The organism is Geodermatophilus sp. SYSU D00525 (assembly GCF_054050475.1).
In genome coordinates this window covers 17,098-40,764 of sequence record NZ_JBJGZK010000015.1, presented here as the reverse complement: position 1 = coordinate 40,764, position 23,667 = coordinate 17,098, and the positions used below count along the sequence as shown (strand labels likewise).

The following is a 23,667-nucleotide window of genomic DNA, read 5'->3' as shown; positions in this document are numbered from 1 at the left end:
GGTCGCGGCAGGGATCGGACGCGCGACCGCTCGCTCGTGGGCGTCGGGTCCGGTGTCACTCGGCCAGGGCCGCGAACTCACCGAGACGACGGAGTCCGAGACCGTCGACCGTTCGGCGTGCCTGTCGCAGGTGCTCAGCACGGGCAGCGGACCCCTCCGGGAGCTGCCCGGCCAGGCACAGCCGGAGCCGGGCTCCGTCGAGGAGGAGCCGGTCGTCCTCCGCGGTCCGCAGCCCACGACGCCAACAGCGCCGGGCGGCGTCGTCCCTGCCCTGGGCGGCTCGGTACCGACCGAGGAACAGCTCGTACCGGGTTCGCGCGAACGGGTAGATCCGCTTGTACGTCCTCAGCGCGCGGAGGGCCCGCCGCGTCACGTTGCGGACGTCCTTCTCGCGGGGAGTCCCCCGCTCCTGGTCGAGCATCTCGAGGCAGGCCTGCAGCAGCGCGGTCAGGCCGGCGAGGTGGGTGTAGGGGACCATCCCGAACGCATCCATGACCCGCCGGGCACGGGTGAGCGCAGCGGCCGGTCCCCCCCGGGCGAGGAGCGCCCGGACGTGGCCACCCTGGAGGACCGGGGCGAACAGCTTGTACTCGTCGCTGGACACCTCCATCGCCTCGTCGTCCACGGCCAGCGCCTCGGCGGTGCGGTCCAGGCTGAGCAGCAACGGCAGCAGCAGGGCCATGCCCCAGAGGACGTGCTCGGTGTTGCCCCGCCGCCGGGCCGAGGTGATCAGCTCCTCGAAGTCCGCCCGGGCCGAGCGCAGCTCCCCGGTCACCTCGAGGAAGAACCCCCGGACGACCAGACAGATCTCCACGGCCCAGTTCTGGCCGGAGCTCCGGTACTGGCGCAGGACGTCGTCCAGCATCGGGGTCACGTCCACGCTGCGGTTCATGGTCCGCAGGTAGACGGCTTCCGAGACGGTCGCCGTGAGGTCGTGCTCCCACACCGCGTCCGGCAGGACCTCGACGGTCAGCGGACCCGGACGGCCCGTGGACTCGCGCGCGAACTTCCACCGGGCCCGGTCGAAGTACCGCACCGCGAGCCGGTGCAGGCGCATCGTGCCCACGAGATAGGCCAGCTCGCCGTAGGCCCGGCCGGCGAGACCCTCGTTGCCGGCTCGCTCCGCCAGGTTGATGGCCGCCAGCTGGCTGGCGGCCGACGGCACAGCCTGGGCCCTGAAGTAGAGGATCTCGCCTAGCCTCGACAGGATCCAGGCGGCCTGGCCCAGCAGTGCGACGTCCCCCCGTGGCCTCCACCGGCGCGGGAGGACCAGGTGCACGATCTGCCCGACGACCTCCCGTCCGAGCCGTGTGGCCCAGCCGAGCCGGCTCGTCGGCACCCGGTGCCCCACGAGTGCGAGCGCCCTCCGGGAGTGGGTGACGGCATCCTCGAGCCGGTTCTGGGTGGCGAGGGCCTCGGCCAGCGCGTCCTCCCAGAAGGCCCTCCTGGCGTCCGGGACCGCGGGCAGGGGCACGTCCAGCCGCCCGTCGACCGCGAGTGCGGTCTCGAGGAGGGACGCGGCCTCCTCGGCCGCACCCTTGGCGAGCGCGTCGGTCGCCGCGGCCTCGAGGTACTCGATCTCGCGCGCCGGTTCGCCCGCCTCGGCCCAGTGGTGGGCGAGTACGGCGTACGTCTCGGAGCGCCGCCCCTGGGCCTCGTACCACTCCGCCAGCGCACGGTGCCTCTGCCTGAGCTCGGAGGGCAGCAGGGACTGCTGTGCGACGTCGCGGATCAGGCCGTGGACGAACCGCCAGCCCTCGGGCCGAGCCGCGATCACCTTCTTGCGCCCGAGGTCACGGAGGTCCTCGGCGAGGGACGCCGCATCGAGCCGGGGATCCGCGGCCAGGATCCGCTCGGCGTCGAAGCTGGTCCCGATGACGCTCGCCGCCCCGATCACCATGCGTTGGCGGGCGGACAGCGCGCTCAACCGGGCGCGGAAGACCTCCTCGACACGGACCGGCAGCCGGAGCCGGTCCAGGTCGACGGAGGGCACCGCCAAGCGGGCCCGCGCCAGGTCGCCGCGCCCGACGACCGAGATCAGCTCGTCCGTCCGCAGCTGGTACGCCAGCTCGACGGTGAACAGCGGGCTGCCGTCGACCTTGCCTCGAAACAGCGATCGAACCGGTTCGTCCAACGTCTTCACCTGCAGGAAGTCACGGGCGATCTGCTCGGTGACGTCCGCCGGGAGCGGACGCAGGCGCAGCACCAGGGCGCCGTGCTCGCGCAGGTGGGTGAGGACCTCCGCCGCCGTGCGGACGAGCCCCTCGTCCGGTCCGGGGGGCGGCGCGGGATCGGCCGGCTCGACGTCCTGTGGCGAGGGTTCCTGCACCGGCCGCGTGAACAGCGCGAGCATGCTGGGGGCGACACTGCGGTGCACCGCCCTGACCAGCTCCCAGGACGCCGAGTCCATCCAGTGGCAGTCGTCCAGCACGATGAGGAGCGGGGTCGTGGCGGCCACCTCGCTCAGCAGCTGGACCAGGACGCGGACGGTGTTCTCCCGCCGCGCCCGGCCGGTCATGCCCCGGAGCGCCGAGTCGTCGAGCGCGAGGTCGAGGACCTCGTTGAGCAGCGGCGTCCACTCCACGAGCTCGGGCCACTTCGCGAGCCGCTCCGTGACCAGGAGCGCTCGCCGGTGCGGGTCCCGCTCGGACGAAAGCCCCAGCGCCTTGCTGAACGCGCGCTTCCAGACGTGGTACGGACGCGGATCCACGTCGTCGCCGCTCCCGACCAGGACGGTGACGTGCTCATAGCTCTCGCTGGCCTGCAGGAGGTCCACGGCCAGGTGGGTCTTGCCCACCCCTGGCTCACCCTCCACGACCACGGCGGTCGAGGTCCCGAGGCCGAGCGCGACCAACCGCCCCATCAGTTCCTCGCGCTCGTGATCGCGCCCTCGGGTGAGCACGGCCGGTTGTTCGCCGGCCAGTCGGCGGATCGTCGGGAGCCCCGGCTCCGGTTCGTGCCATTCGGGCCGGTACACCTCCACCGGATCGGCGAAGCCCTTCACCCCCATGCGGCCCCGGGCGGAGAACCGAAGCCGATCACGGCTCAGGTGCTGACTCACGTGATCGCTGAGGACCTCGTTCTGGGCCCGCTGCATCAGTCGCGCCGCGAGGTTGACGACGGGGCCGACCATCATGTACTGCCGGTAGGCCGGACTCCCGCGCACCCCGCAGAAGGCGTGGCCCGTGGCGACGCCGATTCCGTGCTCGACGACCTGGCGCATGGCCCGGCTGATCTCTAGGGCCGCCTGGTTCGCCCGCGCTGCCTCCCGTTCCCGCACCAGCGGAGGGAGGCCGAAGCCTGCGACCAGCGTGAGGCCCTCTACGTCCTGGGCCGCGTTGACGACCGTGCCGGCGTAGCGGTCGAGGACGTCCAGCACCTGTTTCGAGGCCTCGGCCACCGCCCGGACCCCGTCCTCGTCCCACGGCCGTGGCCGGAGCGAGACGAACATGACGGTGATCGGGGCGAGTTCCGCGAAGTCCTCGTGGCCGGAGCTGACGACCTCGGCGACCCAGTCGGGCACGTAAGGGATGGCCAGGGCCGGAGGCACCGGCACCCGGGCGTGCGGAGGAGTCGCCAGCGAACGGGGCGCCGACCCGGCGATCGGGGCACGGACGAGCGGTTCCCCCTCTCCCGCGGCATCCCGACCCCCGCCTTCCCGGATCAGACGGCGCACCTCGGCGCTCATGCCGATCTCGCCCGCTGCCACGGCCTTCTGCGCCTGGGCCATCTCCTCCAACGCGGGCCCCACGGGGACGAAGAGCCGGTGCCCGAGTTCGTCCCCGACGTCCAGCAGCCAGGCCCGCCCCACTCCGAGCCCCGCGCGCAGGCGGATGGGGTACCCCCCCACCGGTGCGAGGCCGCCCACCTGGTCCCGGACGGCCGTGGCGGCGCGCGCGGCCCAGGCCACAGAGGCGACCGCGCCGCCCGTCTCGGCGGTCGGCCACACCGCGACGACCTCGTCGCCCGCCAGCGTGGCGATCGAGCCGCGATGCGCCGTGACCACGTCCGCCAGCAGCGAGAAGACACCGTCCAGCGCCCGTGCGATGGTCTCGGGTCCGTCCGGGGTCCACCGCACGAGGTCCTCGATGATCGCGGTGGACTCGGAGATGTCGAGCCCGAGCACCACCAGCTCGGCCGCCTCGCTCGTCCACGTGCCAGGAGGTTCCGAGCGGTCGAGGATGCGACGTGCCAGTACCTCCGGCACGAAGCTCGTCAGGACGTCGCTCGGAACCGTCATGACTCTCCGTTACGACGGTAGTCGCTCTCCGTGGGTGCGATCCGGGCAAGACTAGCGCTGTTCACCGGGGCAGGCGTACGGTCGACCGCCCCGTTTCCTGACGAGCGGTGAGGCGACCGTGCTCGACAGCCGGACGATCAAGTCCCGTGTGGACCAGCGGTTGATCGAGGCGCGGGACGAGATGCGGCCGCGGATCCGCGGGGCGTTCGACGGACTGCTCGACGAGCGCGGCCTGCTCCGCCTCGATCCCGCCCCGTACTCCCACCCCTTGGGGCATCCCGTCCTCGACCTCCCGGTCTGGGTGGTCGACCGCCTGGGTGACGAGGGGATCGAGATCCCCGAGAAGATCCTGACGGACGTCCTGGAGATCAGCGCCCTGGGTTACCTGTACGTCCGGGCGCAGGATGACTGGCTCGACGGCGCGTCACGGGACGACCCCACCCTCGTCGCCCTGGGTGAAGCACTCCTGGCGCTGTGCACCCGACGGCTGGTGGAGGTGGTGGGTGACTCCGCCCGGTTCTGGGAGTTCTGCTGCAGCGTGCTCCAGGGGTACTCGGAGTCGCTCCTGCACACCCAGGAGCTCCGGAGGGAACAGGCGCCGGTTCCGCAACGGGCCTTCGAGCAGCTCCTGGCGCAGTCCCGGCCGCTCGTCCTCCCTGCCGCCGCGCTGCTCGCCCGAGCGGACCGGTGGCAGTTCCTGCCTCTCCTCGAGGAGTTCGTGTTCACCGCGACCGCGGCGTCGCAGCTGTTCAACGACCTGACGGACCTCTACCCGGACCGCCGGCGAGGGCATCGCTCGTGGACCCTCGACGCCGTGGGCGGTCCGGCGACGGACCCCCTGCGACCGGAGACGGTGTGGGCCCCGGCCGGGCAGTCGTCGGGACGGGTCCACGAGCGGATCGACGAGGCACTGTCCTACCACGGACGTTCCGAGCGTGCTGCGGGGGCGCTGGCCCTCGCATCGGCCGAGGAATGGCTCGCCGTTCGACGGGCGCTGCTCGAGCAGCTGCCCTCGGCGCTCGATGAGCGCCTGCTCGCCACCTTCCTGGAGCGGATGAGCGGTCGGTTGCCGGACCGGGAGGACGAGCGGACGCAGGGGTCCTGAGAGGGGTGGGCGATGACGACACCGAGTGGATTCGCGCCGGACGGGATGACGGAGGAGGGAGGGCGGCGCTTGGCCGGGATCCCCGCGACGGTCGTGCTGAGAGCTGTGCAGAACAGGGACTTCGCGCTCGCCCTCCTGCACGAGGACACGCGGCGCCCGGCGCTCGACGACCCGACGCTGGGTCTGACGGACGAGCAGCGGACCGAGCTCTCGGCCCGTCTCGACGAGATGGCGCAGTTGTCCTTCGCCGAAGCCCTGGGGCAGTTGCGCGAAGAGGGCTTCCCCTTCCTGTGACGGGCAGGTCGTCCGCCCCGCACATCGAGGTCCGCCGGTTCTACGACCGCTGGACCCCGGTCATGGTGGAGGCCGCCGGCCCCATCCTCCAGGGCGGCCTCGTCAAGGCGTCGGCCGACGCCCCGATCCGGCCCGACTCGTCGGTCCGGTACCTGGCCGAGCTCGCCGGCATCGCTCCGGGCGACCGGGTCCTGGACGCCGGGTGCGGTGTCGGCGGCCCGGCGATGGCCATCGCCGGGGCGCTCCCGGGCGTCGTCATCGACGGAGTCACCGTCTCCGAGGTCCAGGCGACGATGGCGCGGGGGCTCGTCGCGCAGGCCGGCCTCGCCGACCGGGTGCGGGTCCACGTCGGCGACTTCCAGCGCCTCCCGTTCCGCGACGGGGCGTTCGACGTGGCGCTCTACCTGGAGGTGACCGGCTACTCGCCGGACCGTGGCGCCCTGTACTGCGAGTCGGCGCGGGTCCTGCGGCCCGGTGGCACCGTCTACGTCAAGGACGTCTTCTGCCGTGAAGGCCCCCTGACGGAACGGCAGCGCCGGTCGATGCAGGACTTCGACCGACTCTGGGCCTGTGTCCGGAGCCCCACCTTGAGCGAGACCGAGACGGCGATGCGCGCCGCGGGCTTCGTCGACGTCCGCGTGCGCGAGTACCCCTTCGTCGACATGAGCCACCACTATGAGTCGATGGTGTCCAGGGACGAGGGAGGGATGCGCCTGAACGCGTTCGGGGACGCCTTCCTCCGCTTCCTCCCCGATCTGCCGATCTTCTTCGGGGAGGCGACGGCGCACACGTCAGGCGGCTCCGCCACGGGGCCGGACGAGGCGTAGCGGAGGGTCCGCGATGAGCGCGCGGTACGACGCCGTCGTCGTCGGGGCCCGTTGTGCGGGTGCACCCACGGCCATGCTGCTGGCTCGCAGGGGGTGGCGGGTGCTGCTCGTGGATCGCGCGCGCTTCCCGAGCGACACCCTCTCCTGCCACTTCCTCCACCAGTCGGGGGTCGCGTCGCTCGTGGGCTGGGGCCTCCATCCGGTGCTCGCTGGCTCCCCCTGCCCACCGATCCGCTCGCTGGTCCTCGACACCGGCACCGTCGTGCTCCGGGGAACGCTGCCCGCCGCCGAGGGCGCGTCGGACGCCTACGCGATGCGGCGGACCGTGCTCGACGCCGCGCTCGTGGACGCCGCCGCGGCGGCGGGCGCCGAGGTCCGGGAGTCGTTCGACGTCCGGGAACTCCTCACCGACGACGACCGGGTGACGGGCATCCGTGGCCGGGGAGAGGCCGGCCGCGCAGTGACCGAGAGGGCCTCCGTCGTGATCGGCGCGGACGGCATGAGGTCGACGGTCGCCCGGGCCGCGGGTGCGCCGGCCTATCACGTGCACCCCTCGCTGACCTGCGCCTACTACAGCTACTGGCGCGACGTGGAGGTGGACGGCCTGGAGATCCACCTCCGACCCGGCCACCTGGTCATGGCCGCACCGACCAGCGACGGCCAGGTCTTCGTGGTCGTCTACTGGCGGGCCGCGGAGTTCAGCCGGGTCCGGCGCGACGTCGAGGGCAGCTTCGGAGACGTCCTGCACCTCGTCCCGGACCTGGCCACGCGCCTGCGCACCGGCACCCGGACCGAGCGTTTCCGCGGCACGAACGCCCTGCCGAACTTCTACCGGCGTCCCCACGGGCCCGGCTGGGCGCTGGTGGGCGACGCCGGCCACCACCAGGACCCGGTCACGGGTCTCGGGATGACCGACGCGTTCCGCGACGCCGAACTGGTCACCAACGCCCTGCACGCCGGCTTCTCCGGTGCCGAGCCGCTCGACGAGGCCCTCGCCGCCTACGAGCGCCGGCGCAACGAGTCGACCGGCCACACGCACGCCGCAGCCGTCCGCTGGGCCGAACTCGAACCCCTGCCGCCCGGGATGCAACTGCTGGCGGAGGGTCTGCGCGGCGACCCGGTGGCGGTGGGACGGCTCTTCGGGACGGCCGTCGGAACGGTTCCGCCCAGCGACTTCTTCTCCGAGGAGAACCTCGCGCTCCTGGTCCTGCGCGCTTCGATGCAGCAGGCAGCCGCACCCGCGGCGACGGACCAGGACCCCGGGCGGTCCGCCGGGAACGCGTGAACCGGGCAGCGTGACGCGCACGCCGCGGGACCGGGGGGTGGGCGCGGCCGGGATCGAACCGGCGACCGCTCGCTTGTAAGGCGAGAGCTCTCCCGCTGAGCTACGCGCCCCGCCCGCCCAGGGTAGGTGCCCCCGGGCGGTGGGTCCGGGACCCGGCCTCAGGCCGCGATCTTCTCGACGGCGTCCTTCCAGCCGGACTGCTCGCGCGCGTCACCGGGCGCGTTGACCTCGGCGAAGGCGATCGTGCCCTCGGCGTCGACGAGGAAGGTGCCGCGCAGGGCCATGCCGGCCTTCTCGTTGAACACGCCGTAGGCCTGCGCGGTGGCGCCGTGCGGCCAGAAGTCCGACAGCAGCGGGAAGTCGAGGCCCTCCTGCGCCTTGAACGCCTTGAGGCTGAACACCGGGTCGGTGCTGATCGCCACGACCTTCACGCCGGCGTCGGTGTAGGTGGTCAGCTCGTCACGGAGCTGGCACAGCTCGCCGGTGCAGATGCCGGAGAAGGCGAACGGGTAGAAGACGACGAGGACCGGCGTCCCGCGCAGCTCGGCGAGCGAGACGACCTGGCGGTCCTGGTCGGGGAGGCTGAACTCGGGCGCGACGTCACCGACGGAGAGGCTCATGAGCCCGATCGTGCCGCACGGGCGCGAGCGCCCCCGCGGCGGGACGGCGTCACCGTCTGCTGCGGGCGGCCTTCGGGGTGACCAGCCGGATCCCCGACCAGTCCTTGGCGGCCGAGATGCTGCTGGTCTGCGCGAGCCCGGCGGTGGGCGCCACCTCGGTGACGTCGCCCGGCTCGACGTGGCCCGGCCGCCCGGACTTGGGCACCAGCAGCCACACGACGCCCTCGTCGGCGAGCGAGGTGAGCGCGTCGGTGAGGGCGTCGAACAGGTCGCCGTCGTCCTCCCGCCACCACAGGACGACGACGTCGGCGACCTCGTCGGTGTCCTCGTCGACCATCTCGCTGCCGGAGACCTCGACGATGGAGTCGCGCAGGTCCTCGTCGGCGTCCTCGTCCCAGCCGAGCTCCTGCACGACCATGCCCGGCTTGATGCCCAGCCGGGCCGCCATGCCGGCGCTGCCCGAGTCGACGCTCATCCCTGCTGTTCCTCCGAGAGATCACGAACCGCCGGTGTCGCACCGGCGGGCACGAGGCGCCGGCTGACGGGCGCGTGGGGTGGACGGGGGCCGACGGCGGACACGACCGGCGGGGAGGACACCCGCTGCCTGGTCATGTCACCCCTCTCGTGCCCGGAACGCGCGGCTGCCGACGGCGTCGGTCCGCGTGGGCAGGAGCGTAGGGCATGCCTGGTCACGCGCAAGCCGTCGACGACGACGCGCCCGGAGCACCCCGCGCACCGCTGGCCGGGAGCTCCTGCGTGACGCGGACCATCCCGGCGCGCGACGATGGGGGCATGAGCGCACCGCAGCAGGGTGGAGACCCCACCCGCGACGCCGGACAGCCCCGCGCGGTCATCACCGACGGGCTCCCGAGCCAGCTGGTCGACACCGACCCCGACGAGACCCAGGAGTGGGTGGAGTCGCTCGACAGCGTCGTCGAGCACGCAGGCCGCGGGCGAGCCCGCTACCTCATGCTCAAGTTGTTGCAGCGCAGCCGTGAGCAGCAGGTGGGCGTCCCGTCCCTCCGCAGCACCGACTACATCAACACGATCCCGCCCGAGCGGGAGCCCTACTTCCCCGGTGACGAGGACACCGAGCGGCGCATCCGCGCCTACATCCGGTGGAACGCCGCGATCATGGTCCACCGCGCGCAGCGGCCGGGCATCGGCGTCGGCGGGCACATCTCCTCCTACGCCTCCTCCGCCAGCCTCTACGAGGTCGGCTTCAACCACTTCTTCCGCGGCAAGGACCACCCCGGCGGCGGCGACCAGATCTGGTTCCAGGGCCACGCCTCCCCCGGCATCTACGCCCGCGCCTTCCTCGAGGGCCGGCTCACCGAGCAGCAGCTCGACGGCTTCCGCCAGGAGGTCAGCCACCCCGGCGGCGGGCTGTCGAGCTACCCGCACCCGCGGCTGATGCCGGACTTCTGGGAGTTCCCCACCGTCTCCATGGGCCTCGGCCCGATGAACGCGATCTACCAGGCGCGGTTCAACCGTTACCTGCACGCCCGCGGCATCAAGGACACCTCCGACCAGCACGTGTGGGCGTTCCTCGGCGACGGCGAGATGGACGAGCCGGAGTCGCTGGGCCTGATCGGCCTGGCCGCCCGCGAGGAGCTCGACAACCTCACCTTCGTCGTCAACTGCAACCTGCAGCGCCTCGACGGCCCGGTGCGCGGCAACGGCAAGGTCATCCAGGAGCTGGAGTCCTTCTTCCGCGGCGCCGGCTGGAACGTGGTCAAGGTGATCTGGGGCCGCGAGTGGGACCCGCTGCTGGCCGCCGACCGCGACGGCGCCCTGGTCAACCTCATGAACCAGACGCCCGACGGCGACTACCAGACCTACAAGGCCGAGCACGGCGCGTTCGTCCGCGAGCACTTCTTCGGCCGCGACCCGCGCACGCGCAAGCTCGTCGAGCACATGAGCGACAAGGAGGTCTGGGACCTCTCCCGCGGCGGGCACGACTACCGCAAGGTCTACGCGGCGTTCAAGGCGGCCGTGGAGCACAAGGGCCAGCCCACGGTCATCCTCGCCAAGACCATCAAGGGCTGGACGCTGGGCAGCCACTTCGAGGGCCGCAACTCCACCCACCAGATGAAGAAGCTGACCGCCGAGGACCTCGCCGCCTTCCGCGACCGGCTCTACCTGCCCATCCCCGACGAGCAGCTCGACAAGACGCTGCCGCCCTACTACAAGCCGGCGCCCGACTCCGACGAGATGCAGTACATGCTCGAGCGGCGGCGGGCCCTGGGCGGGGCGGTGCCGCGGCGCCGCTCGGAGTTCAAGACGCTCAAGGCGCCCGACGACAAGGCCCTCGACGTCCTGCGCCGCGGCTCCGGCAAGCAGGAGGTGGCGACGACGATGGCGTTCGTCCGCCTGCTCAAGGAGCTGCTCAAGGACAAGGAGCTCGGCCCGCGCTTCGTGCCGATCATCCCGGACGAGGCCCGCACCTTCGGGATGGACAGCCTCTTCCCGTCGCAGAAGATCTACAACCCGGCCGGTCAGCGCTACACCTCGGTCGACCGCGAGCTGATGCTGGCCTACAAGGAGTCCGAGCAGGGCCAGATCCTGCACGAGGGCATCAACGAGGCCGGCTCGACGGCGTCGTTCACCGCCGTCGGGACCTCGTACGCCACGCACGGCGAGCCGATGATCCCGATCTACATCTTCTACTCGATGTTCGGGTTCCAGCGGACCGGCGACTCGTTCTGGGCCGCCGCCGACCAGATGACCCGCGGGTTCGTCCTCGGCGCCACCGCCGGCCGGACGACGCTCAACGGCGAGGGCCTGCAGCACGAGGACGGCCACTCGCTGCTGCTGGCGCAGACCAACCCCGCCGTCGTGTCCTACGACCCGGCCTTCTCCTACGAGGTCGGCCACATCGTCAAGGACGCGCTGGCCCGCATGTACGGCGAGGACCCGGGTGCGCCGCTGGGCGGGCACCGCAGCCCCGACGTCATGTACTACCTGACGGTCTACAACGAGCCGTTCCAGCAGCCGGCCGAGCCCGAGGGCCTGGACGTGCAGGGCCTGCTCGCCGGCATGTACCTCTACGCCCCCGGCTCCGGTGAGGGCCACAGGGCGCAGGTGCTGGCCTCCGGCGTCGCGGTGCCGTGGGCGCTGCGGGCACAGGAGCTGCTGCGCGAGGACTGGGGGGTGTCGGCCGACGTCTGGTCGGTGACGTCGTGGAACGAGCTGCGGCGGCAGGCCGACGAGGCCACCGAGCACAACTTCCTGCACCCCGAGGACGACCCGCAGGTGCCCTACGTGACCCAGAGGCTGCAGGACGCCGAGGGCCCGGTCGTGGCGGTGTCGGACTGGATGCGGGCGGTGCCCGACCTGATCGCCCCGTTCGTCCCGGGCGGCATGGCGACGCTCGGCACCGACGGGTTCGGCCTGTCCGACACCCGCCCCGCGCTGCGCCGGCACTTCCACGTCGACGCCGAGTCGATCGTCGTCCGGGTGCTCGCCTCCCTGGCCGACCGGGGGCTGGTCGAGCGTTCGACGGTCCGCGAGGCCGTGGAGAAGTACCGGATCCGCGACGTGCAGGCCGCCCCGGCCGAGGAGCGGACCGACCCGAGCCCCGCGACCTGAGCGGGCACCGGCCCGCTGCCGGCGGCGGCCCCCTCGCGGTGGCCGTCGTCGGCGGCGGGGTGGTCGGCCTGACCTGCGCGCTCGAGCTCGCGCGGGCCGGCCACCGGGTCCGGCTGCACACCGCCGACCCGTGGGCGGCGACCACCTCCGCGGTGGCCGCCGCCATCTGGTTCCCCTACCGGGCGTCGCCGGCCGACGCCGTCCTGCGCTGGGCGGCCGCCTCGCTCGGGGTCCTCACCGGGCTGGCCGACGACCCGGCGACCGGCGTGCGGATGCGCCCGGGCACCTACGTGCACCGCACGCCCGACCCCGACCCGTGGTGGACGCCGGGCATCCCGGGGGTGCGGCCGGCGACGCCGGAGGAGCTCCCGCCGGGTGTGCCCGCCGGCACCCGCTGCACGCTGCCGGTGGTCGACACCGGCAGCTACCTGCCCTGGCTGGCCACCGCGTGCGGCGCGGCCGGGGTCACCACCGTGCCCGGCCGGGTCGGGTCGCTGGACGACGTGCCCGGCGACGTCGTCGTGGTGGCCGCCGGGCTGGCCTCGGGGCCGCTGCTCGGCGACGACTCCGGCGTGCCCGTGCAGGGCCAGGTCGCGCGCCTCGCCGACCCCGGCGTTCCCGAGTGGCTGCTCGACGAGGACGGCCCGGCCGGGCTGACCTACGTCGTCCCCCGCGGCCGCGACGTCGTCGTGGGCGGGACGGCGGTGGAGGGCGCCACCGGCCGCGACCCCGACCCGGCGGTGGAGGCGGCGATCCTGGAGCGGGCGTGCGCGCTGGTCCCGGCGCTGCGCGGGCAGCCGGTGCTCTCGCGGGCGGTGGGGCTGCGGCCGGGGCGGCCGACCGTGCGGCTGGAGCTGCTCGACGTCGGCGAGCGGCCCGTCGTCGCCTGCTACGGGCACGGCGGCGCCGGCGTCACCCTCTCCTGGGGCTGCGCGGCCGAGGTCGCCGCCGAGGTGAGCGCCCTGGCCTGAGCGTCGGCCAGCAGCAGCCAGGCCTGCGCCTCGGGCGAGTGCCCGGGGCGGTCGAACCGGGGTGCGGCCGCGGCGCCGGTGACCCGCCCCAGGCCGTCGAGACCCGCGACGACGTGCGCGAGCAGCGAGCGGCCGACGTCGGCGTACCCCCGCGGCAGCCACCCCTCGCGGGCTCCGGTGAGCGCCGCCCAGGCGAGCACCGCGGCCACCGCGGTGTCCGGCGGCGAGGCGTCGTCGTCGAGGACGTCCCCGAAGCCGCCGTCGGGGCGGCGGGTGGCGAGGCAGGCGTCGAGGTGGGCGCGGGCCTCGGCGGCCGGCTCCGCCCCCGGCAGCCGGCGGACCGTCCGGGCGAGCGCGGCGGCCACCCAGCCGTTGCCGGTGCCCCAGGCGCGGCCGTCGGAGGGCCGCCCGGCGTCCTCGTCCCACCGCGCCCGCCACAGCCCGTCGGGCCGGCGCAGCCGGGCCCGGTGCCCGTCCAGCTGGGCCCGGGCGACGTCGGCGTACCCGGCCGCGGCCAGTGCCGGCACCACCATGAACACCGTGTCCGCCCAGACCTCGCGGGTGCCGACCAGGTGGAACAGCGTGCCGTCGGCGGCGCGCGGCGCCCGGCGCAGCAGCCAGTCGCGCTGACGGGCGGCCGCGGCGGCCAGCGCCCGGTCCCCCAGGCGCTGCGCCACCAGCTCCACGTACTCCCCGACGACGCCGCCGTTGACGCTGCAGGCCGGGTCGAGCTCGGCCAGCCGGCCGTCGGGCAGCTGCCGTGCCGCCGCGTCGTCGACCAGGGCGCGCAGCGCCGCCGCCTCGCCGGCGCCGTCGAGGACCGCCGCCGTCAGGCCCTGGTCCCAGGAGTGCCGCTGGCTGACCAGCAGGGCGGCCAGCACCCGCCGGCGGGCGGCGTCGGTCAGCACGTCGCCCGGCACCGGGTGCGGCGGGGGCCCGTGCGCGACCCCTCGCACGGGCCCCCGGTCCTCAGGACCCGTCGCGGTGACGGCGCAGCAGCTCGGCGTAGGCCCGGCCGCTGTCCTTCACCGTGCGCCGCTGGGTGGCGTAGTCGACGTGCACCAGCCCGAACCGCTGCGCGTACCCGCGGGCCCACTCGAAGTTGTCCAGCAGCGACCAGGCGAAGTAGCCGCGGACGTCGGCGCCGCGCTCCATCGCCGCCGCCATGGCGGTGAGGTGGCGGGCCAGGAAGTCGACCCGCTCGGGGTCGTGCACCGCGCCCTCGGCGTCGACCTCGTCCTCCCAGGCCGAGCCGTTCTCGGTGACCACCAGCGGCAGCCCGGGGGCGCGCTCGGTGAGCCACAGCAGCAGGTCGGTGAACGCCTGCGGGCTGATCCCCCAGCCCATGGTCGTCGTCGGGCCCTCGGGGTCCAGCTCGACGACGTCCCCGCCGCCGATGAACGACGTCGGCGGCATGTCCGCGGGGCGGGTGCCGGCCCGCACCGTCTGCTCGAAGTAGTAGTTGACGCCGAGCCAGTCCAGCGGCGCCGCGATCGTCTCCAGGTCGCCGTCGCGCACCGGCAGCGGGGCGCCGGCGGCCTCGAGGTCGGCGACGACGTCGGCCGGGTAGGCGCCGTGGACCACCGGCTCGAGGAACATCCGGTTCTGCTGGCCGTCGAGCCGGCGGGCGGCGTCGACGTCGGCGGGGTCCTGGCTCGCCGGGTGCATCGGCGTGAAGTTCAGCGTGACGCCGAGGGAGGTCACGCCGGCCTCGCGCAGCCGGGCCGCGGCCAGGCCGTGCCCGAGCAGCAGGTGGTGGGTGGCGCGGGCGCCGGCGACCGGGTCCTGCAGGCCGGGGGCGTGCGCGCCGGACACGTGGCCGAGCAGCGCGCTGCACATCGGCTCGTTGAGCGTCGACCAGTGCCGCACCCGGTCGCCGAGGGCGTCGACGACGACCGACGCGTAGTCGGCGAAGCGCTCGGCGGTGTCCCGGTCGGCCCAGCCGCCGCGGTCCTGCAGCGCCTGGGGCAGGTCCCAGTGGTACAGGGTCAGCCAGGGCGCCACCCCGACGGCGAGCAACTCGTCGACCAGCCGCCGGTAGAAGTCCAGCCCGCGCTGCTCGACCCGGCCGCCGCCCTCGGGCAGCACCCGCGGCCAGGCCACCGAGAACCGGTACGCCGACAGCCCGAGGCCCGACATCAGCGCGACGTCGTCGCGGTAGCGGTGGTAGTGGTCGACGGCGACGTCGCCGGTGTGGCCCTCGAACGTGCGGCCGGGCGTGTGGCTGTAGGTGTCCCAGATCGACGGTCCCCGCCCGTCCTCGGTCACGGCGCCCTCGATCTGGTACGAGGCGGTCGCGGCGCCGAACACGAAGCCGGGCGGGAAGGTCAGGCCGGCGAGGGCGTCCTCGCGGCTGTCGGTGGTGGTCACGGCAGGGGTGCTCCTCAGGGCAGGGGTGAGCGGGGCGAGGTCAGGGGGAGGCGCGGCGGCACGGGGCCGCCGTCGACGGGGAGGACGGTAGGGGCTAGTCGACGCGCAGCTGCGTCACGGGGTCGAAGACGTGCAGGCCGCCCTCGCGAACCCGCAGGTGCACGGTCTCCCCCACCGCCGCGGCCGAGCGCGGCTCGGTGCGGACGACGACGTCGGCGGTGTGCAGGACGTCGCCGTCGTCGGAGGCGCCGAGGGTGGCGTAGAGGTAGGCGTCCGAGCCGAGCTGCTCGACGACGTTGACCACCACGGGCACGCCCTGGCCGGGCCCTCCGTCACCAGGCGCAGCGGTCTCCAGCGCCTCGGGGCGGAAGCCGACGGTGACCTTCCCGGTGCCGGCGGCGGCCCGGTCGAGCAGGTCCCGCGGCACCGGCAGCACCGCGCCGGCGAGCCGGACGCCGCCGTCGACCGCGGTGCCGGTGACGACGTTCATCGCCGGCGAGCCGATGAACCCGGCGACGAAGGTGTTGGCCGGGCGGTCGTAGAGGGCGCCGGGGGTGTCGCACTGCTGCAGGACGCCGTCGCGCAGCACCGCCACCCGGTCGCCCATCGTCATCGCCTCGACCTGGTCGTGGGTGACGTAGACGGTGGTGACGGCCAGCCGCCGCTGCAGGGCGGCGATCTGGGTGCGGGTCTGCACGCGGAGCTTGGCGTCGAGGTTGGACAGCGGCTCGTCCATGAGGAACACCTGCGGGTTGCGGACGATCGCCCGGCCCATGGCCACCCGCTGCCGCTGGCCGCCGGACAGCGCCTTGGGCCGCCGGCGCAGGTAGTCCTCGAGGTCGAGGATCTTCGCGGCCTCGGCCACCCGCCGGCCGATCTCGTCCTTCGGGACGCCGGCGATCTTCAGCGCGAAGCCCATGTTCTGCTCGACGGTCATGTGCGGGTAGAGCGCGTAGTTCTGGAAGACCATCGCGATGTCCCGGTCCTTGGGCGGGGCGTCGGTGACGTCGCGCTCGCCGATCCGGATGCTGCCGGCGTCGATCTCCTCCAGGCCGGCGAGCATGCGCAGGGAGGTGGACTTGCCGCAGCCCGAGGGGCCGACGAGGACGAGGAACTCGCCGTCGCCGATCTCCAGGTCCAGGCCGTCGACGGCGGGCCGGTCGGCCTTCGGGTAGATGCGGGTCGCGGAGTCGAAGGTGACGGTGGCCATGGCTCAGGTGCCTTCCGGGGTGCGGGGGACGGGACGGTCGGACGGGCGCCTCATCCCTTCACCGCGCCCTGCATGATGCCGCCGACGATCTGCTTGCCGAGGACGACGAAGACGACGAGCACCGGCAGGGTCCCGACGAGGGTGCCGGCCATGATCACCGCGGTGTCGGGGACGTAGCCGCCGCCGAGTCCGGCCAGCGCGACCTGCACGGTCGGGTTCTCCGTGGTGAGGGCGATGATCGGCCAGAAGAAGTCGTTCCAGGCGGTGAGGAAGGTCAGCATCGCCAGCACCGCCATGGCGGGGCGGGCGACCGGGACGACGACGGACCAGAAGGTCCGCAGCGTCGAGGCGCCGTCGACGCGGGCGGCCTCGAGCAGCTCGTCGGGCAGCGCCTGGGACAGGAACTGCCGCATGAAGAAGACGCCGAACGCGCTGACCAGCGTGGGCAGCACGACCGCCTGCAGGTGGTCGACCCACTGCAGCTGGGCGATGAGGATGAACAGCGGGATGATCGCCAGCTGGGTCGGCACCATCATCGTGCCGACGACCAGCGCGAGCAGCGTCTTGTTGCCGCGGAAGCGCAGCTTGGCGAAGGCGAAGCCGGCCAGCGTGCTGCACAGGACGGTGCCCACGGTGATGCAGCCGGCGACGACCACCGAGTTGACGATCGCCAGGCCGATCGGCGCCTCGTCCATGGCCCGGCCGATGTTCGTGAACAGGTCGGCGTCGGGGAGGAACGGCGGCGGGGTGCCGGCGAGCTCGGCGTTGGTCTTGGACGCCGCGACCGCCGTCCAGTAGAGCGGGAAGACCGACAGCAGCGCGGTGAGCCCGAGCAGCACGTAGGTCACCGGCCCGGCGGAGGTCACCTTCCGGGCGCGCCGGCGGTGCGCGGCGGGGGCGGGGACGGACACGGTCCGCTCCGGCGGGGAGGCCAGGGTGGTCATGAGGGGCTCCTACCGCTCGGCCCGGGCGCGCCGGCGGGCGACCAGCCCGTAGAGGCCGACGACCACGAGGATGATCAGGAACATGGTCCAGGCGGTGGCCGCGGCCTGACCGAGGCGGAAGTTGGTCCAGCCCTGGTCGTACATGAGCAGGCCGAGGGTCTGGTACTGGTTGGAGACCCCGCCGCTGGTCATGCCGTTGCCGCTGAACAGCAGCGGCTCGCCGAACAGCTGCACCGCGCCGATCGTCGAGACCACGATCGTGAAGAGGATCGTCGGCCGCAGCGACGGGACGGTCACGTGGAGGAACTGCTTCCAGCGGCTGGCGCCGTCGATGGTGGCGGCCTCGTACAGGTCGTTCGGGATGGCCTGCATGGCGGCCAGGTAGATCAGCGCGTTGTAGCCGGTCCAGCGCCACGTGACGATCACCGAGATGGCGATCTGGCTGGTCCAGGTGCCGCTCTCCCAGTCGACCCGGTCGAACCCGACCGCCTCCAGGCCGGCGTTGATCAGTCCGTGGTCGTGGCCGAAGAGCTGGGCGAACACCAGCGTGGCCGCGGCGATGCTGGTGGCGTAGGGCATGAGCATCGCGACGCGGAAGAAGGTGCGGCCGCGGAGCCGGTAGTTCAGCAGGTGCGCCAGGCCCAGGGCCATGGCCAGCTGGGGCACGGTCGAGAGGACGCCGATGGTGAGGGTGTTCCTCGCGGCGTTCCAGAAGAACTCGTTCTGCAGCAGCTCGGTGTAGTTCCCCAGGCCGACGAACTCGGCGCCGTCGATGTCGGACAACCGCACCTCGTGCAGCGAGATCCAGGCGGTGTAGAGGAACGGGTAGAGGCTGAAGGCGGCGAAGAGGACGAAGAACGGGGCGACGTAGGCGTAGCCCCAGCGGTTGCGGGTGAGGCGGGACCGGCGCCGGCCGGCCGCGGGGCGGACGGGCGGGCTCGGTGGTGCCGGTGCGGCGGCCGCCGCGACCCGGGGGTCGTCGCTGGCGATGGTCATGCCGGGCCTTCCGGGGAGGTCTCGGGCGGGGTCCCCGCGAGGGGGTGGAGCCGGCCGGCGCCGGGGCGGGTGGACTCGCCCCGGCGCCGGCCGGGGTCTGTCAGCCCCCGACGATCTGTTCGATCTCGTCGAGAGCGGCCTGGAAGGCGTCGTCAGGACTGGTCCCCTCGGCGACGGTGCTCAGGGCGTTGGTGAACGCCTCCTGGATCTGGGTGTCGTAGGGGCCGATCGGCGTGAACCGCAGCGCCGCCGCCGACTCCCCGAAGATCTGGCCGACCGGCGCCCCGCTGAAGTAGTCGTTCGTCGCGTCGGACACCTGCGGGTCCTCCGCCGCCTGCTGGCTGGACGGGAAGTGCGCCTCCCGGGTGAACATCTTGACCTGCTGCTCGGGGGCGGTCAGCCACTCGACGAGGGCGACGGCCTCCTCCTTGTGCTCGCTGGACTCGGTCACCCCGAGCCACGAGCCGCCCCAGTTGCCGGCGCCGCCGGGCAGCGGCGCGACGTCCCAGGTGCCCGCGGCCTCCTCACCGGCCTGGCCGGTGATGTAGCCGAGCATCCAGGCCGGGCAGGAGATGGTCGCGAACGCGCCGTTGGCGAAGGCGGAGTTCCACTCGTCGCCGAACTGGATGAGGTTGGCCGTCATCTGCTCCGCGGCCGCCACGCTGGCGTTCTGCCACGCCGTGGTGACGCCGTCGCTGGAGTCGGGGATCGGGTTGCCGTCCGCGTCGTTGTACGCGGTCTCGCCCTGGTAGACGGCCGCGGAGAAGACGCTCGCCGGGCTGTCGACGAACGAGCTGCCCTCGGGCTTGGTCGGCGAGGCCTCGTACTGCCGGCCGAGCTCGAGGTAGCCCTCCCAGGTCGACCACAGCGAGGCGAGCTCGGCCCGGTCGGTGGGCAGGCCGGCCTGCTCGAACAGGTCGCGGCGGAAGCACATGGCCTCGGGGCCGGCGTCGGTGCCCAGGCCGATCACGCGGCCGTCGGAGGTGGTGGCCTCCTCGACCTTCCAGTCGTAGAAGTGGCCGAGGACCTCGTCGGCGTCCTCCCCGGCGGCGAAGTCGACGAAGGCGTCGGCGTGGTTCTCCACCACGTCGGCGACGAAGCCGATCTCGATGCCCTGGATGTCGGCGAGGCCCGAACCCGCGGCCAGGCGGGTCTGCAGCGCCCGGTAGTAGTCGGCCGACCGCTCGACCGACTCCTCCTCGATCCGGATCTCCGGGTGCAGCTCCATGTACTCGTCGTAGAGCCCGGCCTCCTCGAACCCGAACGTGCCGAACAGGCCCAGGTCGAGGGTGATCGTGCCGTCGTCGTCGGAGCCGGAGCCCCCACAGCCGGCGGCCATCAGCGTCGTGACGAGCGCGGCGCCCAGCGCCGCCCTGCGTCTCCGGGGAACGGTCATCGGTCCTCCTGGATCGGTTCCCGAACGGCTGTGTCCGGGCTACGGTGGCGTCCGTGAGAGCGCTCTCACGATCGGTGGGAGCAGAGTGGCGGGGATCACACCGCCGTGTCAAGAGAGCGCTCTCACGAGACGCCGCGGACCTGCGCCGTGCACCATGGACGCCCACGACGAGGACGGAGGAGGTCACGTGACGACGGTCGCCGGACGCGGCTCCTCCCCCACGCTCGACGAGGTCGCGCAGCTCGCCGGGGTGTCCCGCGCGACGGTGTCCCGCGTGGTCAACGGCTCGCCGAAGGTGCGCCCGGAGGCCCGGCGTGCCGTCGAGGAGGCCGTCGCGCGGCTGCACTACGTCCCCAACCCCGCGGCCCGCAGCCTGGTCACCCGGCGCACCGACACCATCGCGCTGGTGCTCTCGGAGTCCAACGCCCAGGTCTTCAGCGACCCGTTCTTCGCCCGGATCGTGCGCGAGCTGTCCGGGGCGCTGGCCGACACCGAGATGAACCTGGTGCTGCTGGCCGCCCGGGGCGGGCGCGAGCAGGAGAAGGTCGGCCGGTACGTGCGCCAGGGGCACGTCGACGGCGTCATCCTCGTGTCCCCGCACCGCGACGACACGCTGCCCGGCGTGCTCGCCGAGGCGGGCGTGCCGCTCGTGCTCTCCGGCCGCCCGCCGGACGGCCGCGCGGCCTGCTACGTCGACGCCGACAACGCCGGCGGCGCCCGCACGGCCACCGAGCACCTGCTCGTCACCGGCCGGCGGCGGGTGGCCACCGTGACCGGCCCGCAGGACATGATCGCCGGCCTCGACCGCTACGCCGGCTACCGCGCCGCGCTGGACGCCGCAGGTGTCGGGCTCGACCCCGCGCTCGTCGCCGAGGGCGACTTCACCGAGGCCGGCGGCGCCCGCGCGATGGCCGGGCTGCTCGAGCGGGCACCGGACCTGGACGGCGTGTTCGTCGCCTCCGACCCCATGGCGGTGGGGGCGCTGCGCGCGCTGCGGGAGGCCGGCCGCTCGGTGCCCGGAGACGTCGCGGTCGTCGGGTTCGACGACGCCGCGGTGGCCGCCACCACCGAGCCGCCGCTGACCACGGTCGCCCAACCGCTGGGCGAGATGACGCGCCACATGACCGACCTGCTGCTGCGCCAGGTCGAGGGCGACACCGGGGTGGAGGCGCGGGTCTGCCCGACCCGGCTCGTGCAGCGCGCCTCCGCCTGAGGTCGCGGCGGCGGCCGGGCCCCGGGCCGGCCCCCGCCGCGCGGGGCGGACCCCCGGTCAGGTCGCCCAGGCGGGGCGGGCCGGATCGACCCGCCACACGACGGCGACCCCGCCGCCGGGGCGCAGCACCACGCCGTCCGGGACGTCCGGACCGTCGGCCCCCAGCCACAGCCGGGCGTCGGGCCGGCCGAGGTCGACCCAGCCCGCGGGGGCGCGCACGACCTCGTGCGCCGGGGCCGCGGCCGGGTCGGCCGCGCGCAGGTAGCTCTGCAGCACCCGGGCGCCGTCGGGGCCGGCGACCTCGTCGTGGTCCAGCCCGGTGCCCGCGCGCAGCACGCCGACGTCGCCGGCGGCCAGCGGGGCGCCCCCGCCCCACCGGTGGGTGAGCGAGCCGGCCAGCACCACCGCGACGACGTCGACGGCGCGGTGCGCGTGCACGCCGTAGCCAACCCCGGGCGGCAGCCGGTCGTCGGTGACCCGCAGCAGAGGGCCCAGCGAGCCGTCGCCCGGCTCGAGCAGCGGCGTGCCCGCGATGCCGGTCACCGCGCGGCGTCCCGGCCGGGGAGCGCCGCGGGACCCCCGGGCAGGCCGCCCGCGACCAGCGCGACCAGCAGCGACCACGCCGTCCCCAGGCACAGCCCGCCGACGACGTCGGACGGGTAGTGCACGCCGAGCCACACGCGGGTCAGCCCGACCAGCACCGCGAGCGCGATCCCCGCGGCCACGGCGGCACGGCGGCCCGGCGCGGCCAGCCGCGGCCAGGCCAGCACCAGCGCGACGGTGACCAGCGTGGCGATGCCGCTCGAGTGCCCGCTCGGGTAGCTGAGACCCTCGTACACCAGGCCGCCGTTCTCGAACGCCGGGCGGGCGCGCCCGACCAGGTCCTTGAGCGCGGTGGTGAGCGGCCCGACCGCGGTGACCGCGACGGCGACCCACAGGACGGTGCGCCACGCGCGGCGGCGGACCAGCCAGACCAGCACGGGCAGGAACACCAGGACGCGGAACCAGGTGACGCCCGGGGTGGTGAGCGTCTCCAGCAGCGCGCTCACCGGCGCCGAGCGGTCGTCCCCGGCGTACAGCTCCCGGCTCACCGCGTCGTCGAGGCGCACCTGCGGGCCGAAGCGGGCGGCCACCCCGGTCCCGAGCAGGGCGAGGACGGCGAGGCCGCCCCCGATCGCGCGGAGCACCCGGCGGCGGGCCCGCGCGGGCGCGGTGGTCGGGGCGGTCACTCCCCCACTCTCCCCGAGGCGACCGGCCGTGACACGCTGACCGCGTGGCCCACCGGGTGATCGACCGCCCACCGTCCGCGGCGACGCTGCGGCGGCTGGAGCGCGCCTCCGGGGCCATCGCCACCCGCGCCGTCGCCCGGATGGACGAGGACCTGCCCTGGTTCCGGACCATGCCGGCCGACCAGCGCTCCTGGGTCATGCTCGTCGCGCAGGCCGGCATCGCCTCGCTGGTCGAGTGGTGCCGCTCCCCCGACCGGCCGCCCCGGCTGACCGGCGAGGTGTTCGGCGCCGCGCCGCGCGACCTGGTCCGCGCCGTGCCCCTCAAGCAGACCGTCGACCTGGTCGAGCTGACCGTCCAGGTGATGGACGACCACGTCGAGTCGGTGGCCGAGCCCGGCGACGCCGACGCGCTGCGGATGGCCGTGCTGCTGTTCAGCCGCGAGGTCGCCTTCGCCACCGCGCACGTCTACGCCAGCTTCGCCGAGAACCGCGGCGCCTGGGACGCGCGGCTGGAGGCGCTGGTCGTCGACGCGCTGGTCCGCGGCGAGCGGTCCGAGGAGCTGCCCGGCCGCGCCTCCGCGCTCGGCTGGGACGGCACCGGCCCGGTGGCCGTGCTGGTCGGGGTCGCCCCCGCCGACGGCGACACGCACGCCGACGTCCGCCGCGCCGCCCGCTCGCACCGCTGCGAGGTGCTCGTCGGCGTGCACGCCGAGCACCTGGTCGTGGTGCTGGGCGGCGCCGAGGACCTGCGCTCGGCGGCCGAGCGGGTCGCCGAGGAGTTCGGGCCGGGCCCGGTGGTCCTCGGCCCGGTCGTCGACCGGCTCAGCGCGGCCGGCGGGTCGGCCGCGGCGGCGCTGGCCGGGCTGCGGGCCGCGCGGGCCTGGCCCGGGGCGCCGCGGCCGGTGCCCGCCGACGCGCTGCTGCCCGAGCGGGCCCTCGACGGCGACCCGCTGGCCCGCGCGGCGCTCACCGAGCGGGTGGTGTTGCCGCTGCGCACCGCCGGCGGCGACCTGCTGGAGACGGTGCGCGCGGTGCTGGCCGGCGGCGGCAACCTGGAGGCCAGCGCGCGGGCGCTGTTCGTCCACCCGAACACCGTCCGGTACCGGCTCAAGCGGGCCGCCGAGGTGACCGGGCAGGTGGCCACCGACCCGCGCGGCGCCTGGACCCTGCAGGTCGCGCTGGCCCTGGCCGACCTGGGCGGCGAGCGCTCCCTCTGGCACTAGCGGGACCCGGGGCCGCAAGGGGTCCTGCAGTGTTGTCCACCACGGATCGCGGTGGCGACGGCCCGTCCGCGCCTTCCCGTTGTGGGAACCCTCCAAACGGCAGTGGTGACCTTTCGTTCCGGACAAGCGCGCGGGGAACCGTGACCAATGAGA

The 23,667-nt window shown here is 74.1% G+C and carries 19 protein-coding genes and 1 tRNA gene; 8 read left to right on the top strand and 12 right to left on the bottom strand.

Annotated elements, in window-relative coordinates; all coding sequences use genetic code 11:
- Nucleotides 1–55: 55 nt before the first annotated feature.
- Nucleotides 56–4,240 carry an AAA family ATPase gene (locus tag ACI796_RS14210; RefSeq protein ID WP_456941874.1) on the bottom strand — a complete coding sequence of 1,395 codons (4,185 nt, stop codon included), beginning with the start codon at nt 4,238–4,240 and terminating at the stop codon, nt 56–58.
- A gap of 118 nt (nt 4,241–4,358) precedes the next feature.
- On the opposite strand from ACI796_RS14210, the gene ACI796_RS14205 reads away from it, so the two are divergent.
- From ACI796_RS14205 to ACI796_RS14190, 4 genes are read left to right on the top strand one after another with little or no spacing between them, the layout of a single operon-like run.
- Entirely contained in the window at nt 4,359–5,345 is a 987-nt protein-coding gene (locus ACI796_RS14205; RefSeq protein ID WP_456941873.1) for a hypothetical protein, read from the top strand.
- Nucleotides 5,346–5,357: 12 nt separating this feature from the next.
- Nucleotides 5,358–5,639 (top strand): hypothetical protein, encoded by a 282-nt coding sequence (locus ACI796_RS14200; protein ID WP_456941872.1) that lies wholly within the window; start codon nt 5,358–5,360, stop codon nt 5,637–5,639.
- Complete coding sequence (locus ACI796_RS14195; RefSeq protein ID WP_456941871.1) at nt 5,636–6,466, top strand: SAM-dependent methyltransferase; 831 nt, start codon at nt 5,636–5,638, stop codon at nt 6,464–6,466. The genes ACI796_RS14200 and ACI796_RS14195 overlap by 4 nt, the downstream gene beginning before the upstream one ends.
- A 13-nt stretch (nt 6,467–6,479) precedes the next feature.
- Nucleotides 6,480–7,751 (top strand): NAD(P)/FAD-dependent oxidoreductase, encoded by a 1,272-nt coding sequence (locus ACI796_RS14190; protein WP_456941870.1) that lies wholly within the window; start codon nt 6,480–6,482, stop codon nt 7,749–7,751.
- Between the two features lie 38 nt (nt 7,752–7,789).
- Here the strand turns inward: ACI796_RS14190 and ACI796_RS14185 are convergent.
- The 3 genes from ACI796_RS14185 to ACI796_RS14175 form a co-directional block, all read right to left on the bottom strand.
- Nucleotides 7,790–7,861 (bottom strand) — tRNA-Val (locus ACI796_RS14185).
- A 48-nt stretch (nt 7,862–7,909) separates the two neighbouring features.
- Complete coding sequence (locus ACI796_RS14180) at nt 7,910–8,371, bottom strand: peroxiredoxin (RefSeq protein WP_456941869.1); 462 nt, start codon at nt 8,369–8,371, stop codon at nt 7,910–7,912.
- Nucleotides 8,372–8,420: 49 nt separating this feature from the next.
- Nucleotides 8,421–8,846 carry a DUF3052 domain-containing protein gene (locus ACI796_RS14175; RefSeq protein WP_387984824.1) on the bottom strand — a complete coding sequence of 142 codons (426 nt, stop codon included), beginning with the start codon at nt 8,844–8,846 and terminating at the stop codon, nt 8,421–8,423.
- A 317-nt stretch (nt 8,847–9,163) separates the two neighbouring features.
- Between ACI796_RS14175 and aceE the strand changes: the two genes are divergently transcribed.
- Nucleotides 9,164–11,962, top strand: coding sequence for a pyruvate dehydrogenase (acetyl-transferring), homodimeric type (aceE, locus tag ACI796_RS14170; RefSeq protein ID WP_456941868.1), 2,799 nt, complete (start codon nt 9,164–9,166; stop codon nt 11,960–11,962).
- A gap of 38 nt (nt 11,963–12,000) precedes the next feature.
- Nucleotides 12,001–12,933: an FAD-dependent oxidoreductase gene (locus tag ACI796_RS14165; protein WP_456941867.1), complete on the top strand. Its 933-nt coding sequence runs from the start codon at nt 12,001–12,003 to the stop codon at nt 12,931–12,933.
- Here ACI796_RS14165 and ACI796_RS14160 read toward each other — a convergent pair.
- The 6 genes from ACI796_RS14160 to ACI796_RS14135 all read right to left on the bottom strand — a co-directional run bounded on the left by ACI796_RS14160 (nt 12,852) and on the right by ACI796_RS14135 (nt 19,849).
- On the bottom strand, nt 12,852–13,889 hold the full coding sequence (locus ACI796_RS14160; RefSeq protein WP_456941866.1) for a glycoside hydrolase family 88 protein: 1,038 nt from the start codon (nt 13,887–13,889) through the stop codon (nt 12,852–12,854). The two genes, ACI796_RS14165 and ACI796_RS14160, sit on opposite strands and share 82 nt — an antisense overlap.
- Before the next feature lie 13 nt (nt 13,890–13,902).
- Nucleotides 13,903–15,303, bottom strand: a complete 1,401-nt coding sequence (locus ACI796_RS14155; protein ID WP_456941865.1) for a GH1 family beta-glucosidase — start codon at nt 15,301–15,303, stop codon at nt 13,903–13,905.
- 94 nt (nt 15,304–15,397) lie between these two features.
- Complete coding sequence (locus ACI796_RS14150) at nt 15,398–16,513, bottom strand: ABC transporter ATP-binding protein (RefSeq protein ID WP_456941864.1); 1,116 nt, start codon at nt 16,511–16,513, stop codon at nt 15,398–15,400.
- Nucleotides 16,514–16,563: 50 nt separating this feature from the next.
- Nucleotides 16,564–17,457 (bottom strand): carbohydrate ABC transporter permease, encoded by an 894-nt coding sequence (locus ACI796_RS14145; protein ID WP_456941863.1) that lies wholly within the window; start codon nt 17,455–17,457, stop codon nt 16,564–16,566.
- Between the two features lie 9 nt (nt 17,458–17,466).
- The gene (locus ACI796_RS14140) at nt 17,467–18,453 is read right to left on the bottom strand and encodes a carbohydrate ABC transporter permease (RefSeq protein WP_456941862.1); all 987 of its coding nucleotides are present in this window, start codon (nt 18,451–18,453) and stop codon (nt 17,467–17,469) included.
- 100 nt (nt 18,454–18,553) lie between these two features.
- Entirely contained in the window at nt 18,554–19,849 is a 1,296-nt protein-coding gene (locus ACI796_RS14135; protein WP_456941861.1) for an extracellular solute-binding protein, read from the bottom strand.
- 187 nt (nt 19,850–20,036) lie between these two features.
- On the opposite strand from ACI796_RS14135, the gene ACI796_RS14130 reads away from it, so the two are divergent.
- Nucleotides 20,037–21,062: a LacI family DNA-binding transcriptional regulator gene (locus tag ACI796_RS14130; protein WP_456941860.1), complete on the top strand. Its 1,026-nt coding sequence runs from the start codon at nt 20,037–20,039 to the stop codon at nt 21,060–21,062.
- Nucleotides 21,063–21,119: 57 nt separating this feature from the next.
- Here the strand turns inward: ACI796_RS14130 and ACI796_RS14125 are convergent, their stop codons facing one another.
- Together ACI796_RS14125 and ACI796_RS14120 are read right to left on the bottom strand one after the other, a co-directional pair.
- Nucleotides 21,120–21,605: a pirin family protein gene (locus ACI796_RS14125; protein ID WP_456941859.1), complete on the bottom strand. Its 486-nt coding sequence runs from the start codon at nt 21,603–21,605 to the stop codon at nt 21,120–21,122.
- The gene (locus ACI796_RS14120) at nt 21,602–22,291 is read right to left on the bottom strand and encodes a phosphatase PAP2 family protein (RefSeq protein ID WP_456941858.1); all 690 of its coding nucleotides are present in this window, start codon (nt 22,289–22,291) and stop codon (nt 21,602–21,604) included. The genes ACI796_RS14125 and ACI796_RS14120 overlap by 4 nt, the downstream gene beginning before the upstream one ends.
- Before the next feature lie 44 nt (nt 22,292–22,335).
- Between ACI796_RS14120 and ACI796_RS14115 the strand changes: the two genes are divergently transcribed.
- A complete protein-coding gene (locus ACI796_RS14115) occupies nt 22,336–23,514 on the top strand; it encodes a PucR family transcriptional regulator (RefSeq protein ID WP_456941857.1) in 1,179 nt (392 codons plus the stop codon).
- The last annotated feature ends 153 nt before the right edge of the window (nt 23,515–23,667 follow it).

Coding starts and splice junctions, on each gene's coding strand:
- aceE (WP_456941868.1), top strand. CDS start 9,164: ATGAGCGCACCGCAGCAGGGTGGAGACCCCACCCGCGACGCCGGACAG.
- ACI796_RS14210 (WP_456941874.1), bottom strand. CDS start 4,240: ATGACGGTTCCGAGCGACGTCCTGACGAGCTTCGTGCCGGAGGTACTG.
- ACI796_RS14135 (WP_456941861.1), bottom strand. CDS start 19,849: ATGACCGTTCCCCGGAGACGCAGGGCGGCGCTGGGCGCCGCGCTCGTC.
- ACI796_RS14180 (WP_456941869.1), bottom strand. CDS start 8,371: ATGAGCCTCTCCGTCGGTGACGTCGCGCCCGAGTTCAGCCTCCCCGAC.
- ACI796_RS14175 (WP_387984824.1), bottom strand. CDS start 8,846: ATGAGCGTCGACTCGGGCAGCGCCGGCATGGCGGCCCGGCTGGGCATC.
- ACI796_RS14200 (WP_456941872.1), top strand. CDS start 5,358: ATGACGACACCGAGTGGATTCGCGCCGGACGGGATGACGGAGGAGGGA.
- ACI796_RS14150 (WP_456941864.1), bottom strand. CDS start 16,513: ATGGCCACCGTCACCTTCGACTCCGCGACCCGCATCTACCCGAAGGCC.
- ACI796_RS14140 (WP_456941862.1), bottom strand. CDS start 18,453: ATGACCATCGCCAGCGACGACCCCCGGGTCGCGGCGGCCGCCGCACCG.
- ACI796_RS14190 (WP_456941870.1), top strand. CDS start 6,480: ATGAGCGCGCGGTACGACGCCGTCGTCGTCGGGGCCCGTTGTGCGGGT.
- ACI796_RS14145 (WP_456941863.1), bottom strand. CDS start 17,457: ATGACCACCCTGGCCTCCCCGCCGGAGCGGACCGTGTCCGTCCCCGCC.